The organism is Kineococcus siccus, from assembly GCF_009906795.1.
GTDB lineage: Bacteria > Actinomycetota > Actinomycetes > Actinomycetales > Kineococcaceae > Kineococcus > Kineococcus siccus.
In genome coordinates this window covers 1-15,563 of record NZ_JAAALN010000100.1, presented here as the reverse complement: position 1 = coordinate 15,563, position 15,563 = coordinate 1, and the positions used below count along the sequence as shown (strand labels likewise).

The window sequence follows — 15,563 nt, the reverse complement described above, 5'->3', positions numbered from 1 at the left end:
CTCCCCGCCGGCCGGTGACCCCTGGGCGCCGCCGGGTCCCCGCCCCACGGACGGCTTCGCCATCGCCTCCCTGGTCACGGGCATCGTCGGCCTCGGCGTGGTGCCGCTCGCGCTGGGCGTCGTCGCCCTGCAGCGCACCGCCCGCAGCGGGGCCGCGGGCCGGGGCATGGCCGTGGCCGGCATCGTCCTGGGCGCGGTCGGGATCCTCGCCGGGCTGGTGCTCGTCGCGGCGTTCGCGGTCGGTGCGGTCACCGGCCTGACGGCCCTGGCCCGCGAGGCGTCCTCCCCCGGCACCAGCAGCGCCGGCTCGGCGGCCGTCGGCATCGACGACCTCGTCGCCGGGGACTGCTTCGACTACCCAGGCCCCGACGACCCGGAGGACGCGGTCCTCGGCGTGGACTGCGGCGACGAGCACGACGCCGAGGTCGTCGACGTCCTGCCCCTGCCCGGCACGACCTACCCGGGCGACGACGGCGTCGACGCGGCGGCCGACGCCCGCTGCTCGGCGGCCGTCGGGCAGGCCCTGGACGCCGCGGGCGTGGACACGGCGACGCTGGACTACGACTACTTCGCGCCGCTACGCGAGACCTGGGACGCGGGCCTGCACGACGTGCAGTGCCTCGTGACGGCGGTGGGCGACGGCACCCTCACCGGCTCGCTCGGCGAGGGGACCCTCGAGGCACCCGCGCTGCCCGGCCCCACCGTCTGATCGGCCGTTGGTCCGCCCGTACCGGGCGCGGGTTCAGGCGCGCAGGCGCGCGTGCCAGGCCACGGCGGACACGTCGGTGAGCGAGGCGACCTGGTCGACCAGCACGCGCAGCCTCGCCGCGTCGTCGGGGGCCGCGGCGAAGTCCTCCGCGAACGGGGGTTCGAGGGTCTCGGGCGCGCTGCGCAGCAGGGCCTCGAGGAGTTCGCTGAGCAGTTCCCGCTGGCGGGCGTAGAACGGCTGCCGCTCCTGCGCGCTCATGACGAACGTCGCCGCGACACCCTTGAGGACCGCGACCTCGAGCGCCGTCCCGGCCGGCACGACGACGTCGGCGGCGTAGCGGGTGATCGGCCCGTCGCCGTGCGCCGCACGGGTGGCGGCCTGCGCGGCACCGGCGAAGCGGCCGATGAGCTGGCTCGTCATGTCCTTCAGCGCCGCGAGGTGGCGGCGGCCGCCGAACACCTCGCCGGGGCGCTCCGCGGCCCAGAACGGCAGCGCCGCCAAGCGTTCGAGGGTGTCCGCGACCTCGTCGTCGCCGACGCCGGGCACGTACCAGTCGCGCGTGATGGCCGCGACGCGCTGCCGCGTCCCGGGCTGCGCGAGCCACTGCAGCCGCACGTGGCCCGCGACGACCGCGTCCTCCACGTCGTGGACGCTGTAGGCGACGTCGTCGGCGAAGTCCATCACCTGGGCCTCGACGCACGGCCGGTGCGCGGGCGCGCCGTCGCGCAACCAGGAGAAGACTTCGAGGTCGTCGGGGTAGGCGCCGAACTTCGCCGTGGGGCGGGGCGCGTCCCCGGGCGCCCACGGGTACTTGGTGGCGGCGTCGAGGCTCGCCCGCGTGAGGTTCAGCCCGACGGGGCGGCCGTCGTCGGCCACCGTCTTGGGTTCCAGCCGGGTCAGCAGGCGCAGCGTCTGCGCGTTGCCCTCGAACCCGCCGACGTCGCGCGCGATCTGCGCGAGCGCCCGCTCGCCGTTGTGCCCGAACGGCGGGTGCCCCAGGTCGTGCGCGAGGCACGCCGTGTCCACGACGTCGGGGTCGCAGCCGAGCACCGCACCCAGCTCGCGACCCACCTGGGCGACCTCGAGGGAGTGCGTCAGCCGGTTGCGCGTGAAGTCGTCCGTCCCGGGCCCGACGACCTGGGTCTTGGCGGCGAGGCGGCGCAGGGCCGAGGAGTGCAGCACGCGGGCCCGGTCGCGCGCGAACGCGGTGCGGCCGTGCGCCTTCGGCGGTTCCGGCGCCCAGCGCTGAAGGTCCTCCGGGGAGTAGCCCGGGTGGTTCGGCTCAGCCACCGGAGACGGCCAGCTCCGCCTGGCGCACGACCTCGAGGGCCGCGCCCGACAGCTCCCGGTCCTCCAGCCAGCCCTCGGGCAGCGCCACGCGCTGCGGCGATCCGGCTCGCCCGCGCGAACCCTCGGCGGCCTCCCCCGGGTACGGCTGGCTGAGGTCCATGGTGGCGATGAGGTCGTCCAGGGCCGCGAGGGAGTCCACGAGCGCGAGGCGGGCGCGCAGGTCGCCGCCCACGGCGTAGCCCTTGAAGTACCAGGCGACGTGCTTGCGGACGTCGCGGCAGCCGCGCAGCTCGTCGCCGAAGTGCTCGCACAGCAGTTCGGCGTGGCGGCGGATCGTCGCGGTGACCACGTCGAGCCCGGGCCGGTGGCGCTCCGGGCGCCCGGCGAAACCCGCCTCGAGGTCGGCGAACAACCACGGCCGCCCGAGGCAGCCGCGGCCGACGACGACGCCGTCGCAGCCCGTGCGCCGCACCAGCTCCAGCGCGTCCTCGGCGGACCACACGTCGCCGTTGCCCAGCACGGGGACGGTGGTGACGGCGTCCTTCAGACGGGCGATCGCCTCCCAGTCGGCCTGGCCCGAGTAGTGCTGCGCCGCGGTGCGCCCGTGCAGCGCGACGGCGGCGACGCCCTCGGCCTCGGCCGCGCGGCCCGCGTCGAGGTAGGTCAGGTGGTCGTCGTCGACGCCCTTGCGCATCTTGACCGTGACGGGGATCCCCGCCCGGGACGCCTCGCGGACCGCCCCCGCGACGATCGAGCGGAACAGCCCGGCCTTCCAGGGCAGCGCCGCTCCCCCGCCCCTGCGCGTGACCTTGGGCACGGGGCAGCCGAAGTTCAGGTCGACGTGGTCGGCGAGGTCCTCCTCGACCACCATCCGCACCGCGGCCGCGACCGTCACGGGGTCCACGCCGTAGAGCTGCAGGCTGCGGGGCTGCTCGTCGGCGTCGAAGGTGACCAGGCGCATCGACTCGGCGCTGCGCTCCACCAGGGCGCGGGAGGTGACCATCTCGCTGACGTAGAAGCCCTGGCCGTGCTCGCGGCACAGGCGCCGGAAGGCGGAGTTGGTGATGCCCGCCATGGGGGCGAGCACCACGGGGGTCGTGGAGGTGTGGGGGCCGATGCGCAGCGGGCCGACCGCCGGCGCGGGGGTCGCGGGCCCGGCGACGTGCTGCGGGGTGTCGAGGAGGCTCACCCCCCCATCATGACGCTCAGACCGAGGGGCCTGCCGCACGCGCCTCGCGGACGGCCACGAGGGAGCTGCGCAGCTGCTCGATCCAGTCGCCCTCGTGCTGGGCGACGAGGCGGACCGACCAGGCCAGCGCCTCCGAGCGCGAGCGGGCGATGCCGGCCTCGACGAGGGTGTCGAGCGTGCGGCGCTCGGGCTGGCGCAGCCGGGTCATGACGGGGACGGCGACGGTCGTGAAGAGCGCGCGGGTGTCCCCGCAGTCGACGCCCCAGGCGATCTTGCGGTCGAAGAGCTCCTCGCCCTCCCGGGCGATGCGGATCCGCTGCTCCCGGGTCTCCTCGCGGAACCGGGTCGCGCGTCCGGCCGCGGCTGCGGCGGCGGCCCCCTCGGAGGCTCCCGCCGCGACGTCGGGCGCCTCGAGGCGACCGACGACCACGATCTCCTCGCGGTCGACGGTCACCTCGGGCGCCCCCGTGAACCACTCGCTCGGCAGACGGCCGGCGAACCAGGCTGCGATGTCATCCATTACTTGATTACACGCTTGCAGCACCAATCCGTCAACCGCCTGCCCCGACCGCCGCCCGCGTCAGGCGGCGTCCGGGGCGCGGACCGCGAGCACGGGGCAGGGCGCGTCGAGCAGCACGCGCTGGGCGGTGCTGCCGAGCAGCGCCTTGCGCACGGGTGAGCGGCGGTGCAGGCCCACCACGACGAGCTCCGCACCCGCGGACTCGGCGACGTCGAGGATGACCTCGGCGGCCGTGCCCGAGCCGGCCGAGCGGTGCTCGACGCGGTGCTCGACGCCCTCGGCCGCGAGGCGCTGCTCGACCGCGTCCATGTCGACCTCGTCGGCCGCGGTCGGCCGCGTGAACCCCGCCTCGTCGACGAGGTTGACGACGACGACGGAACAGCCGCGCCAGCGCGCCTGGCGGATCGCCTCGGTCACCGCGAGGAAGCCCGTGCGGTCGGGCACGTAGCCGACCACGACGGTCACGACGCCTCCGCCGCGGCGGGCGGCGGCAGCGCGCCCGTCATGATCCCGACGACCTCGTTCATCTCGTGGTCGCCCGGGCGCACGACGCACGCGCGCCGGCCGAGCCGGTGGATGTGGATCCGGTCGGCCACCTCGAACACCGCGGGCATGTCGTGGCTGATGAGCACGACGGGGATCCCGGTGTCGCGGATGCGCCGGATGAGGTCCAGCACGCCCTTGGACTCGCGCACGCCGAGCGCGGCGGTCGGCTCGTCCATGATGACGACGCGCCGCCCGAACGCGGCCGCGCGGGCCACGGCCACGGTCTGCCGCTGGCCGCCCGAGAGGCTGTCGACGGGCTGCGTGATCGACTGCAGCGTCGTGATGCCCAGCGCGTCCATCTGCTGGCGGGACTGCGCGCGCATCTCCTTCACGTCGAGCATCCGCAGCACCGACCCGAGGGGGCCCTTGCGCCGGATCTCGCGGCCCAGGAACAGGTTCGTGGCGATGTCCAGGGCCGGCGCCATGGCGAGGTCCTGGTACACGGTCTCGATGCCGGCGAGCTGCGCGTCGTGCGGGCTCTTGAAGTGCACCGGCTTCCCGTCGAGGAGGACCTCCCCCGCGTCGGGGACGACGTCGCCCGAGAGCACCTTGATGAGGCTGGACTTGCCCGCGCCGTTGTCGCCGATGACGGCGAGGATCTCCCCGGCCCGCAGGTCGAAGTCGGCCCCGGCCACGGCCGTGACGTGGCCGTAGCGCTTCACGATGCCGCGGGCCTCCAGGACGATGTCGTTCATCGGGCCTTCTTCCGGGTCACGGTGTCGAGCGCCACGGCGGCGATGACGAGGATGCCCGTGACGATGTTCTGGTACAGCGGGTCGATGCCCGCCTGGGTCAGGCCCGACTGCAGGACCAGGACGATGAGCGCACCCAGGTAGCTGCCCAGGACGGTGCCGCGACCGCCGAACAGGCTCGTGCCGCCGATGACGACGGCGGTGATGGTGTCGAGGTTCGCCGTCGGGAACGCGTTCGGCGAGGTGGCCGGGCTGCGCCCGAACGCCTGCAGCGCCGCGAGGGCGTAGAGGACGCCGGCCAGGACGTAGACCGACATCAGCACGCGCTTGGTGTTGATGCCGGTGCGCTTGGCGGCGAGCTCGTTGTTGCCGACCGCGTAGACGTGGCGTCCCCAGGCGGTGCGGGTCAGGGCGTAGTGCAGGACGGCGACGCTGAGCAGCACGACGACGACGCCGAGGGTGATGCGGAAGTAGCCGAACAGGTAGGTGCCGCTGGACAGGAACGTCAGCGGACCGGGCTCGACGACCACCGTCTCCTTCGTGTACAGCCGCGAGGCGGCCTGCAGGATCGTCAGCAGGCCGAGCGTCACGATGAACGGTGGCAACCCCAGCCGGGACACGATCAGACCCGAGACCGCGCCCAGCGCCGCGCACACGAGGAGCCCCACGAAGAGCGCGGGCAGCTGCAGGTTCAGGCTGTCCGCGGCGATCTTCGCGATGACCAGCGTCCCGAGCACCATGATGGCGCCGTTGGCGAGGTCGATGCCGCCCGTCAGGATGATGATCGTCTGGCCCAGGGCCAGCGTCCCCACCACGACCGACTGCTGCAGGATGAGCGAGAAGTTGTTGACGCTGAAGAAGTTGTCCGTCAGCAGCGAGAACACCACGCACGCCAGCACGAGGGCGGCGAGCGGACCGAGCACGGGGTTGCGGAAGACGCGGTCCACGACGGTGACCGCGCGGGTCCCCGACGTGTCGGGGACTCCGGCGGCCTTCGCGCCGGCCGTCTGCACAGATTCGGACATGGGAACCTTCCGGGTCGGAGGGGGTGGGGCGGCACGGCCTCAGCCGCGCCGCCCCACCGCGGGGATCAGGACGCGGAACCCCAGCAGTTCTCCAGGCCCCAGGCGGTGTCCTCGCTCGGCAGGCCCTCGAGCGGCTTGTCGGTGACGAGCTGGACACCCGTGTCGATGTAGCCGGTCGCGGGGACCGTGGGCTTCGTGCCGTCGGCCGCGAACGCCAGGGCGGCCTTGACGCCCTCCTCGGCCATCTTCGACGGGAACTGCATGACGGTCGCCGCGATCTGGCCGTTCTTGACGGCCGTGACGCCCGCGCAGCCGCCGTCGATGGAACCCACGACCACGTCGGCGGTCCTGCCGGCGTTGGACAGCGCCGTCGCGGCGCCGATCGCGGCCGGCTCGTTGATCGTGTAGACGGCGTTGATCTGGCCGTTGGTCTGCAGCAGGTTCTCCATGGCGGTCTGGCCCTTGGCCTGGTCGCCGTTGGTGTCCTGGCGGCCCGCGATCTCCGGGCTGTCGTCGGTGAGGCCCATGCCCTTGAGGAAACCGGCGTGGCGCTGGTCGCCGACGGTGACGCCGGGCTGCAGGTCGAGCATGGCCAGGACGGGCGGCTTGCCCGCCAGCGCCGCCTTCACGTACGCGCCCTGCTGCTCCCCGGCCAGGGTGTTGTCGGTCGCCCAGGTGGCGTCGACGCCCTTGTTGCCGTCCGTCGGGGTGTCGAGCGCGGCGACGAAGATGCCCTGCGCCTGCGCGGCCTCCAGGGTCGGCACGATGGCCGTGGAGTCGTTGGGGGTGATGAGGATCGCCTTCACGCCCGCGGCGATGAGGTTCTCCACGGCGGCGACCTGGCTGTCGTTGTCGCCGTCGGCGGTACCGGCCCGCGCGACGAGTTCCGCGCCACCGGCCTCCGCGGCCGCGGTCGCGGCGTCGCGCATCGAGACGAAGTAGGGGTTCGAGTCGGTCTTGGTGACCAGGCCGATTTTCACGGCCTCGCCCTCGCCGCCACCGGTGGTGCCACCGGTCTGGGTGTCGGAGCACCCGGCGAGCGCGGTCGGGACCGCGAGCAGGACGGCGGCCGCGGCCAGGGTTCGGGCGGTGCGCTTGGTGACGTTCATGGAGTTTCCTCTCGGGAGCTCACGTGCTGCGGTCGTGTCCGGGACGACGGCCTGGGCGAGACGTGGCGGCGGGACTCGTGGGCTGGCTCGTGGGCTGACGGATCGTCGGGCGCGTCGCGAGATCGGCGTGCTGGCGAGCCGGACGGCTGGTGCTCCTTCGCGACGAGGTGCCCGGCGCCTCGGTCGCGCTGCTCTGCCCGACCGGGTGCCGCCGACCATAGACGCGTCACCCACCGTGAGGCAAGCGCTTGTCCAGATCGTGACAAGGGGTTGCGCAAGCGCTTGTCGCCGGGTGACGATCAGCTCCGGACCGCGGATGAGGAGAACGTCGATGGCGACGATGGCCGACGTCGCGAGGCTGGCCGGGGTGAACCCCTCGACGGTCTCGCACGTCCTGAACGGCACGCGCAACGTGAGCGGCCCCACCCGGCAGCTGGTCCTCGACGCGATCGCGGCCACGGGCTACCGCCCCAACGCCCTGGCCCGCTCGCTCGCGACGTCCAGCACCACCACGCTCGGCCTCGCGAGCCGCTTCGTGTCGAACCCCCACTTCGCCGACCTCGTGCGGGTCATCGAGTCCGAGGCCCGCGCGGCGGGGTACACGCTCGTCCTGGCCGACACCCACGACGAGGCGGGCGAGGAGCTGCGGGCGGTGGGGCAGCTGGTCGACCGGCAGGTCGACGGCGTCCTGCTGGCCCCGTCCGCGGCGGCCGACGAGCACGCGCTGCCGTTCCTCGCCGCGCACGGCGTCGCGGTCGTCCTGCTCGACCGGTTCGCGAGCGCCGACGTCGACCAGGTGGCGCCCGAGAACACCGAGGCCACGGCACTGCTGACCCACCACCTCGCCGACCTCGGCCACCGCCGCGTCGCCTTCGTCGAGGGGCTGGCCGGCCTCAGCTCCACCACCGAGCGGCGGGCGGGCTACGAGCGGGTCGTCGCGCAGCGGGGCCTCGCGGCGGACCCGGCGCTCGTGCTGCGCGGGCACAGCGAGGCCGACGCGGCGCAGGCCGCGGTCCAGGAGGCCTTCGCGCGGGCCGAGCGGCCCACCGCCGTCGTCGTCGGCAACAACGCCATGACGGTGGGGGCGCTGCGCGGCCTGCGCCGGCTCGGGCTGCGGGTGCCGACCGACGTCGCGCTCGTCGCCTACGACGACCCGGAGTGGGCCGACATCGTGGAACCCCGCCTGACGACCATCGCGCAGGACGTGCCCGGGATGGCCCGCCGCGCGGTCGGCCTCGTGCTGGAGCGGATGGGCGATCCCGGGCTCCCCGCGCGCCGCGAGCGCATCGTCCCCGCCTTCCGGCACCGGACGTCCTGCGGCTGCCCGTGACCCGCAGGGCGAGGGTGACGGAGGTCACGAGGAAGTCTGCCGTCACGGCACCTTGTCAGGCCGCGCACAGGGGCCCACAGTGCTCCCTGCGCATCGAGAACCGGGGCGCGTCAACCCACCTGCAGAGCGGACACCCCCCATGCGCACCCCCTCCCTCGTCGCGCGAGCCGTCACGGCCCTCAGCCTCGTCGCGGCCGGTCTCGGCACCGCGGTCGTCACCGCCGCACCCGCGAACGCCGCCGTCTGCGCCGACGTCGACGTGTCCTTCGCCCGCGGCACCGGTGAGCCGGCCGGTCTGGGCATCGTGGGCCGCCCGTTCACCACCGCGCTGACCAGCGGCCTGAGCGGGTACACCGTCAACGTGTACCCCGTGAACTACGGCGCCGCGGCCAGCCAGAGCACCGCCGGCGCGGGCGCCACCGACATGAGCAACCACATCTCCAGCGTCGCGGCCGCGTGCCCGGGCACGCGCTTCGTGATCGGCGGCTACTCCCAGGGCGCGACCGTCACCGACATCGCCCTCGGCATCCGCACGGCCACCGGCGGCTCGGGCACCCCGATCCCCACCGCCCTGCGCAGCCGCGTCGTCGCGGCCGTCGTGTTCGGCAACCCGCTGGGGCTGCAGCGCCAGACCATCGCCGAGGCCGCTCCGGACTTCGCCACCAAGTCCCGCGACTACTGCAACTCCAGCGACAGCGTCTGCGGCCGCTACCAGGCGAACGGGACGGGCGGTCACACCAGCTACGCGAGCAACGGGGCCACGACGGCCGGGGCCCAGTTCGCCGCCGGCCTGGTGACGGCCTCCGGTGCGCCGGGCACGGGCGGCGGGACCACGCCCACGCCGACGCCGACCCCCACGCCGACCCCCACGCCGACCGCGGCCTGCGTCCGGGCCAGCACCCAGGCCCAGGTGGACGCGGACCGCGCCGTCAGCGTCTTCAACCGCGCCTACGCCCGCGGCACGCGCGACAGCCTCGGCACCACGAGCCGGTTCAACATCGTCTCGCTGCGCCAGACCGGGACCGACTCCTGGACGCTCGTCTCCGCCTGCTGAGCCGCCCGCCGGGGGTCACAGGAGCCAGCCGTGGCCCTCGGCGAGCCGGACGGCCTCGGCACGGGTGCGGGCACCCGTCTTGCCGATCGCCGCGGACAGGTGGTTGCGGACCGTGCCCTCGCTGAGGCCGAGGGCGTGCGCCAGGTCGGCGGCCGTCCCGCCGTCCCGCGCGGCGCAGAGGACCTCGCGCTCGCGGGCCGTCAGCGGTGAACCTCCGCTGACGAGGCTCTCCGCCGCGAGGGCCGGGTCGACGACGCGCAGGCCGGACGCGATGCGGCGCACGGCGTCGGCCAGCTCCCGCGCCGGGGTGTCCTTCACGACGAACCCCGACGCGCCGGCCTCCATGGCGCGGCGGAGGAACCCGGGCCGCCCGAACGTCGTGACGATGCAGACCCGCGTCGCGGGGACGGCGCGGCGCAGCGCGGCCGTCGCGGCGATCCCGTCGAGCCCGGGCATCTCGATGTCCAGGAGCGCGACGTCGGGCCGGTGCTCGCGGGCCGCGGCGACGACGAGGTCGCCGCGGTCGACCTCGGCGACCACCTCGAGGTCGGGTTCGAGGGACAGGAGCGCGGCGAGCGCCCCCCGCACGAGCGCCTGGTCGTCGGCGAGCAGCAACCGGATCACGGTGGCCCCAGGCTGACCCCGAGGCGGAACCCGCCCTGCGCCGAGCGCCCGACGGTGAGGGCCCCGCCCGCGCGCTGCACGCGGTCGGCGAGCCCGCCGATGCCGTGCCCGTCCCCCGCCCCGGGCCGCGGGCCCGTGCCGTCGTCGCAGACGGCCACGGAGGACGCGGTCAGCTCGATCCAGCAGTGCCGGGCGCCGGAGTGCCGCACGACGTTGGTCACGCCCTCGCGCACCACCCAGCCGAACAGCTCGCTCGTCTCCTCCGCCACCTCGTCGACGGCCCCCGGCAGGTGCGCCTCGACGCCGGCCGCGGCCAGGGCCTGCCCGGCCGCGGCCAGCTCGGTCGCCACGGTCACCTCCCGGAACCCCTCGAGCGCGGACCGGACGTCGGCGAGCGCCGTGCGGGCCAGCCGCTCGACGTCGGCCACCTCGGTGGCCGCCCGCGCCGGGTCGAGCTCCAGCAGCCGCCCGGCGAGCTCCGCCTTGAGCGTGATGACGGTCAGGGAGTGCCCGAGCAGGTCGTGCAGGTCGCGCGAGAACCGGCCGCGCTCCTCGGCCACGGCGAGGCGGGCCAGGTCCTGCTGGGCCACCGCGAGCTCGCGGCCGCGGCTGATCATGCGGGAGACGCCGTAGACGGCGACGCTCGCGAGGACGGTGCCGGCGGCGGTGCCCGTCACGCCCTCCCAGCCCGGCACCAGGCGGGCGGCCAGCAGCAGCCCGACCGTGACGAGGACGACGACGACCCCGGCGACGCGCAGCGAGACCGCGAAGGCCGCGTAGGCGCAGACGAAGACCAGGGCGTTGGCGGCGGAGGACCCGGCGGCCGGCTCCACAGCGGCCGCGAGCACGAGCAGCAGGGCGATGCCGCCCGTCGCCTCGCGTCGCGAGGCGCCCAGGGTCCCGGTGGAGCGGCCGTACTGCCACCGGCGCCAGAGGACGACGTAGGCGACGCCGAACGCCGCGGTGCTCGTCGTGCCCAGGACGGCGAGCGCGCGGTCGGGGTTGCGCAGCGAGTCCTCGAAGGGCTCCACGAGGAACAGCAGCCAGACGGCCGCGAACACCCACCCGTAGCGCCAGCGCGGGAACAGCATCGGCGCGACGGGCGGGGCGGAGGCCACGGCAGGACTCTGCCAGAACTCCCGTCCCGCCCCGGCCGCGTCGCTCACACCCGCTGGGTGTCGCGGCGGAACAGCAGCGCGGACGCCGCGACGAACACGACCGTCCAGGCCACGACGTTGACGACGGCGCCGAGCACGGCCCCGCTGCCGGTCAGGACGTGGTGGGCCAGGACGCCCACCCCGTAGGCCGGGGTGAAGGACGCCACGGTCTGCAGCGTCGGGGAGAAGAAGTCCAGCGGGACGAAGAGCCCGCCCAGCATCGCGAACAGCGCCAGCACGGGCCCGAGGACCTGCATGGTGTTCTCCGACGGCAGCAGGTACCCCATCGCCAGCCCGAAGGCCGCGAAGACGAGCGAGCCGAGCCACGCGAGGACGCCCCCCACGACCCAGGCCCGCACCGGGGCCCGCGCCCCCGTGACGGCGCCGAGCAGCAGCTGGACGGCGACGGGCACCACGGCGACGACCGCCGCGGCGACGACCTTCGTCGCGACGTAGGTGACGGGTCGCAGCGGGGTGAGCCGCAGCTGCCGGCTCCACCCCCCGGCCCGTTCGACGGCCACCGACGCCCCCACGCTCGTGGCGGCGACCATGGCCCCGTACACGGCGAAGCTCAGCATCGCGTACGCCCGGTCGGCGCCGGTCTCCTGCGAGACGCCGAAGGCGAAGTAGAACGCGACGGGCATGACGAGGGTGAACACCACGGTCCGCCGGTTGCGCAGGACCCGGCGCACGTCCAGCCGCAGGTAGGTCGGGTTCAGCACGGCGCGCGGCACCTCGGTGCCCGCGGGCCGCTGCAGCGTGGTGGTCATCGCGCGTCCTCCGTCGTCGTCGTCGTGGTCGTGGCCGTGGTCGTGGTGGGGGTGGTCAGGGCGATGAACGCGTCCTCGAGGCCGCGGGAGGTGATCTCGACGTCGCGGGCCGGGCTGCGGGTCAGGAGGAAGCGGGCGACGGCGTCGGAGTCGGAAGCCCGCACGAGGACGGTGTCGCCCGTGACCTGGACGTCGTCCACACCCGGCACCGCGGCCAGGTCCTCCGGGCGCACCCCCGGCCACGTGGCGCGGACGGTGCGCCCCGTGGACAGCGCCTTGACCTCCGCGGCCGTGCCGTCGGCGACGACGCGCCCGCCCGCGACGAGGACGATGCGGTCGGCGTAGGCGTCGGCCTCCTCGAGGTAGTGGGTCGCGAAGAGCACCGTGCGGCCGCGGCCGGCGTCGTCGCGGATCGCGGCCCAGAAGGCGCGGCGGCCCTCGACGTCCATGCCGGTCGTGGGCTCGTCGAGCACGAGCAGGCGTGGGTCGGGCAGCAGCGCCATCGCGAAGCGCAGCCGCTGCTGCTGCCCCCCGGAGCACTTGGCGACGCGGCGGTCGGCGATGTCGGCGATGCCCGCCCGGCGCAGCACGACGTCGACGGGCTGGGTGCGCGGGAACAGGCTCGCGGTGAGTTCCACGGTCTCCCCCACCGTGAGGTCCTTGAGGAGGCCGCCGGTCTGCATGACGGCCGAGACCCAGCCGTTCGCGACGGCCGCGCGCGGGGTGGTGCCGCAGATGCTGACGGTCCCGCCGGTGGGCTGCGAGAGCCCCAGCAGCACGTCGATGGTGGAGGTCTTCCCGGCCCCGTTGGGGCCGAGGAACGCGACGACCTCACCGGGCTGGACCACGAGGTCCAGCCCGTCGACGGCGCGCACGGAGCCGAAGTGCTTGGTCAGTCCGGACAGGTGCACGGCCGGCGCGGCACCCGCCGCGACGACCTCGACGGACGGGGTGAACGACGGAGCGCTGGAGGTGGTGTCCATGCCGACGACCCTGTCGGCATGGCGGTGCGTGGGCGTGGCCCCGTCGTCACGTCGCGGCCATGACGGATGTCACGGCCGACGGCCCCCCGCGGGGGGCCGCCCGCCGGACCCCGGCCGCGGTGGACGTCAGGCGCCGACGAGGCGGGCCCCCAGCCAGGAGGTGACCTGCGTGAGCCCGACCCGCTCCTGGGCCATGGAGTCGCGGGAGCGGATCGTCACGGCCTCGTCCTCGAGGGTGTCGAAGTCGACCGTGATGCAGAACGGCGTCCCGACCTCGTCGTGGCGGCGGTAGCGGCGCCCGATCGCGCCGGCGTCGTCGAACTCCACGTTCCAGGACCGGCGCAGCTCCGCGGCGAGGTCGCGCGCCTTCGGCGACAGGGACTCGTTGCGCGACAAGGGGAAGACGGCCGCCTTCACGGGGGCGAGACGGTGGTCCAGGCGCAGGACGGTCCGCTTGTCCACGCCGCCCTTGGTGTTCGGCGCCTCGTCCTCGGAGTAGGCGTCCACGAGGAACGCCATGAGGGAGCGGGTCAGGCCCGCGGCGGGCTCGATGACGTAGGGCGTCCAGCGCTCGCCCTTGGCCTGGTCGAAGTACGACAGGTCGACGCCGGACTCCTTCGCGTGCGTCGAGAGGTCGTAGTCGGTGCGGTTGGCGATGCCCTCGAGCTCGCCCCACTCCGAGCCCGTGAACCCGAACCGGTACTCGATGTCCACGGTGCGCTTGGAGTAGTGCGACAGCTTCTCGGGCGCGTGCTCGTAGAAGCGCAGGTTGTCCGCCGCGACGCCCAGGTCGGTGTACCAGCGCATCCGCTCGGCGAGCCAGTACTCGTGCCACTCCTCGTCGGTGCCCGGCTCGACGAAGAACTCCATCTCCATCTGCTCGAACTCGCGGGTGCGGAAGATGAAGTTGCCGGGCGTGATCTCGTTGCGGAAGCTCTTGCCGATCTGGCCGATGCCGAACGGCGGCTTCTTGCGCGCGCTGCCCATGACGTTGGCGAAGTTCACGAAGATGCCCTGGGCCGTCTCGGGGCGCAGGTAGTGCAGCCCCTCCTCGTTGTCCAGCGCGCCCAGGTACGTCTTCATCAGCCCCGAGAAGTCGCGGGGTTCCGTCCACTGCCCGCGCAGGCCGGTGTCCGGGTCCACGACGTCGGCGAGGCCGTTCTCCGGCGGGTGCCCGTGCTTGGCCTCGTAGGCCTCGAGCAGGTGGTCGGCGCGGTAGCGCTTGTGCGTCACGAGCGACTCGACCAGCGGGTCGGTGAACACCGCGACGTGGCCCGAGGCCTCCCACACGCGGCGGGGCAGGATGACGGCGGAGTCGAGGCCGACGACGTCGTCGCGGCTGGAGACCATCGTGCGCCACCACTGGCGCTTGATGTTCTCCTTCAGCTCCACGCCGAGCGGGCCGTAGTCCCACGCGGACCGGGTGCCGCCGTAGATCTCCCCGCTGGGGAAGACGAACCCCCGGCGCTTGGCGAGGTTGGTGACGGCGTCGAGGCGGGACGCGGACTGCTGTGCCACGGGAGGCTCCATCCGGCTGGGTGTCGGCGGCGGGCTCCGCCGGCCGGCGGAGTGGGGACCGAGGCTACGCGCCGGCGGGCCGGCCGGTGGCCCGGGTTCTCGCCGGGCCCTCCAGGGGTGGGGGTGCCGTAGAGTCGCGGGCGTCGGGACACCACGTCCGGCGACGCGAGGAGAGGACCCCCCATGACCGCGGTGCAGCGCCGTTCCACCAAGCAGCGCTCGGCGGTCTCGGGCCTGCTCGACGAGGCCGACTCGTTCCTCTCCGCCCAGGACGTGCACGCCCGGCTGCGCCAGCGCGGCGAGGCCGTGGGCCTGGCGACCGTCTACCGGGCCCTGCAGGCCCTCGCGGAGGACGGTGACGTCGACGTCCTGCGCACCGACGACGGCGAGTCGGTCTACCGCCGCTGCAGCACGGGCCACCACCACCACCTGGTGTGCCGCCGCTGCGGGCGCACCGTCGAGGTCGAGGGCCCGACCGTGGAGACCTGGGCCCGCCGGGTCGGCAGCGAGCACGGGTTCACGGCCGTCGAGCACGTCGTCGAGGTCTTCGGCGTGTGCGCGCCCTGCAGCGCCGCCGAGCAGGCCTGACACCGCCTCCGGGCACCGCCTCCGGGCCCGCCGCCCGCGAGGCCGACGCGCCGTGACGGACCGCTCGTGGCCGCGACGGCGAGTGACGGACGATAATCTCCGTGCGCACGCCCATCTGACGACACCGGGAGACCACCGTGAACCGCACCGAACTGATCACCGCCCTCGCGCAGCGCAGCGGCGTGACCCAGTCCGACGCCGACTCCGTCATCAACGCCCTGGGCGACGTCCTCGTCGACGCCGTGGGCCGCGGTGAGGACGTCCGCCTGCCCGGTCTCATGACCGTGGAGCGCGTCGAGCGCGCCGCCCGCACGGGCCGCAACCCGCGCACCGGGGAGACCCTCGAGATCGCCGCCTCCTACGGCGCCAAGCTCACCCCGGGCTCCAAGCTCAAGGCCGCGGCCAGCGGCAAGGAGTGAGACCGGGCGCGGGGCCGCAGCCGCCGCCCCGCGCCACCCC

17 protein-coding genes are annotated in these 15,563 nt (G+C 74.5%); 5 read left to right on the top strand and 12 right to left on the bottom strand.

Annotation, left to right across the window (positions count from 1 at the left end):
* Positions 1-709 (top strand): DUF4190 domain-containing protein (locus GTR02_RS12370; RefSeq protein WP_166607803.1); only part of this gene is annotated, 709 nt, incomplete at its 5' end.
* A 33-nt stretch (positions 710-742) separates the two neighbouring features.
* On the opposite strand, the gene GTR02_RS12365 is transcribed toward GTR02_RS12370, so the two are convergent.
* The 7 genes from GTR02_RS12365 to GTR02_RS12335 form a co-directional block, all read right to left on the bottom strand.
* Positions 743-1,999: a deoxyguanosinetriphosphate triphosphohydrolase gene (locus GTR02_RS12365; RefSeq protein WP_166607802.1), complete on the bottom strand. Its 1,257-nt coding sequence runs from the start codon at positions 1,997-1,999 to the stop codon at positions 743-745.
* Positions 1,992-3,188: a tRNA dihydrouridine synthase DusB gene (gene dusB, locus GTR02_RS12360; protein WP_338073779.1), complete on the bottom strand. Its 1,197-nt coding sequence runs from the start codon at positions 3,186-3,188 to the stop codon at positions 1,992-1,994. The genes GTR02_RS12365 and dusB overlap by 8 nt, the downstream gene beginning before the upstream one ends.
* A 16-nt stretch (positions 3,189-3,204) precedes the next feature.
* Positions 3,205-3,708 (bottom strand): hypothetical protein, encoded by a 504-nt coding sequence (locus GTR02_RS12355; protein WP_166607800.1) that lies wholly within the window; start codon positions 3,706-3,708, stop codon positions 3,205-3,207.
* 60 nt (positions 3,709-3,768) lie between these two features.
* On the bottom strand, positions 3,769-4,173 hold the full coding sequence (locus GTR02_RS12350; RefSeq protein WP_166607799.1) for a universal stress protein: 405 nt from the start codon (positions 4,171-4,173) through the stop codon (positions 3,769-3,771).
* Positions 4,170-4,949 (bottom strand): ATP-binding cassette domain-containing protein, encoded by a 780-nt coding sequence (locus GTR02_RS12345; protein WP_166607798.1) that lies wholly within the window; start codon positions 4,947-4,949, stop codon positions 4,170-4,172. Before GTR02_RS12345 ends, GTR02_RS12350 begins: the two co-directional genes overlap by 4 nt.
* Complete coding sequence (locus tag GTR02_RS12340; protein ID WP_166607797.1) at positions 4,946-5,971, bottom strand: ABC transporter permease; 1,026 nt, start codon at positions 5,969-5,971, stop codon at positions 4,946-4,948. The genes GTR02_RS12345 and GTR02_RS12340 overlap by 4 nt, the downstream gene beginning before the upstream one ends.
* Before the next feature lie 65 nt (positions 5,972-6,036).
* The gene (locus GTR02_RS12335) at positions 6,037-7,080 is read right to left on the bottom strand and encodes a substrate-binding domain-containing protein (protein ID WP_166607796.1); all 1,044 of its coding nucleotides are present in this window, start codon (positions 7,078-7,080) and stop codon (positions 6,037-6,039) included.
* A gap of 331 nt (positions 7,081-7,411) precedes the next feature.
* On the opposite strand from GTR02_RS12335, the gene GTR02_RS12330 reads away from it, so the two are divergent.
* Together GTR02_RS12330 and GTR02_RS12325 are read left to right on the top strand one after the other, a co-directional pair.
* Positions 7,412-8,410, top strand: coding sequence for a LacI family DNA-binding transcriptional regulator (locus GTR02_RS12330; RefSeq protein WP_166607795.1), 999 nt, complete (start codon positions 7,412-7,414; stop codon positions 8,408-8,410).
* A gap of 139 nt (positions 8,411-8,549) precedes the next feature.
* Positions 8,550-9,464: a cutinase family protein gene (locus GTR02_RS12325; protein WP_166607794.1), complete on the top strand. Its 915-nt coding sequence runs from the start codon at positions 8,550-8,552 to the stop codon at positions 9,462-9,464.
* A 15-nt stretch (positions 9,465-9,479) separates the two neighbouring features.
* Here GTR02_RS12325 and GTR02_RS12320 read toward each other — a convergent pair whose 3' ends face one another.
* The 5 genes from GTR02_RS12320 to GTR02_RS12300 all read right to left on the bottom strand — a co-directional run bounded on the left by GTR02_RS12320 (position 9,480) and on the right by GTR02_RS12300 (position 14,516).
* Positions 9,480-10,088 carry a response regulator gene (locus GTR02_RS12320; protein ID WP_166607793.1) on the bottom strand — a complete coding sequence of 203 codons (609 nt, stop codon included), beginning with the start codon at positions 10,086-10,088 and terminating at the stop codon, positions 9,480-9,482.
* Entirely contained in the window at positions 10,085-11,254 is a 1,170-nt protein-coding gene (locus tag GTR02_RS24450; protein ID WP_205709140.1) for a histidine kinase, read from the bottom strand. The genes GTR02_RS12320 and GTR02_RS24450 overlap by 4 nt, the downstream gene beginning before the upstream one ends.
* Positions 11,251-12,015: an ABC transporter permease gene (locus GTR02_RS12310; protein WP_166607792.1), complete on the bottom strand. Its 765-nt coding sequence runs from the start codon at positions 12,013-12,015 to the stop codon at positions 11,251-11,253. Before GTR02_RS12310 ends, GTR02_RS24450 begins: the two co-directional genes overlap by 4 nt.
* Positions 12,012-12,998 (bottom strand): ABC transporter ATP-binding protein, encoded by a 987-nt coding sequence (locus GTR02_RS12305; protein WP_166607791.1) that lies wholly within the window; start codon positions 12,996-12,998, stop codon positions 12,012-12,014. The genes GTR02_RS12310 and GTR02_RS12305 overlap by 4 nt, the downstream gene beginning before the upstream one ends.
* A gap of 126 nt (positions 12,999-13,124) precedes the next feature.
* Positions 13,125-14,516, bottom strand: coding sequence for a glycine--tRNA ligase (locus tag GTR02_RS12300; protein WP_338073778.1), 1,392 nt, complete (start codon positions 14,514-14,516; stop codon positions 13,125-13,127).
* A gap of 183 nt (positions 14,517-14,699) precedes the next feature.
* Here GTR02_RS12300 and GTR02_RS12295 point away from each other — a divergent pair, with 183 nt between their 5' ends.
* Positions 14,700-15,104, top strand: coding sequence for a Fur family transcriptional regulator (locus tag GTR02_RS12295; protein ID WP_166607789.1), 405 nt, complete (start codon positions 14,700-14,702; stop codon positions 15,102-15,104).
* Between the two features lie 137 nt (positions 15,105-15,241).
* Positions 15,242-15,523, top strand: coding sequence for an HU family DNA-binding protein (locus GTR02_RS12290; protein ID WP_166607788.1), 282 nt, complete (start codon positions 15,242-15,244; stop codon positions 15,521-15,523).
* The last annotated feature ends 40 nt before the right edge of the window (positions 15,524-15,563 follow it).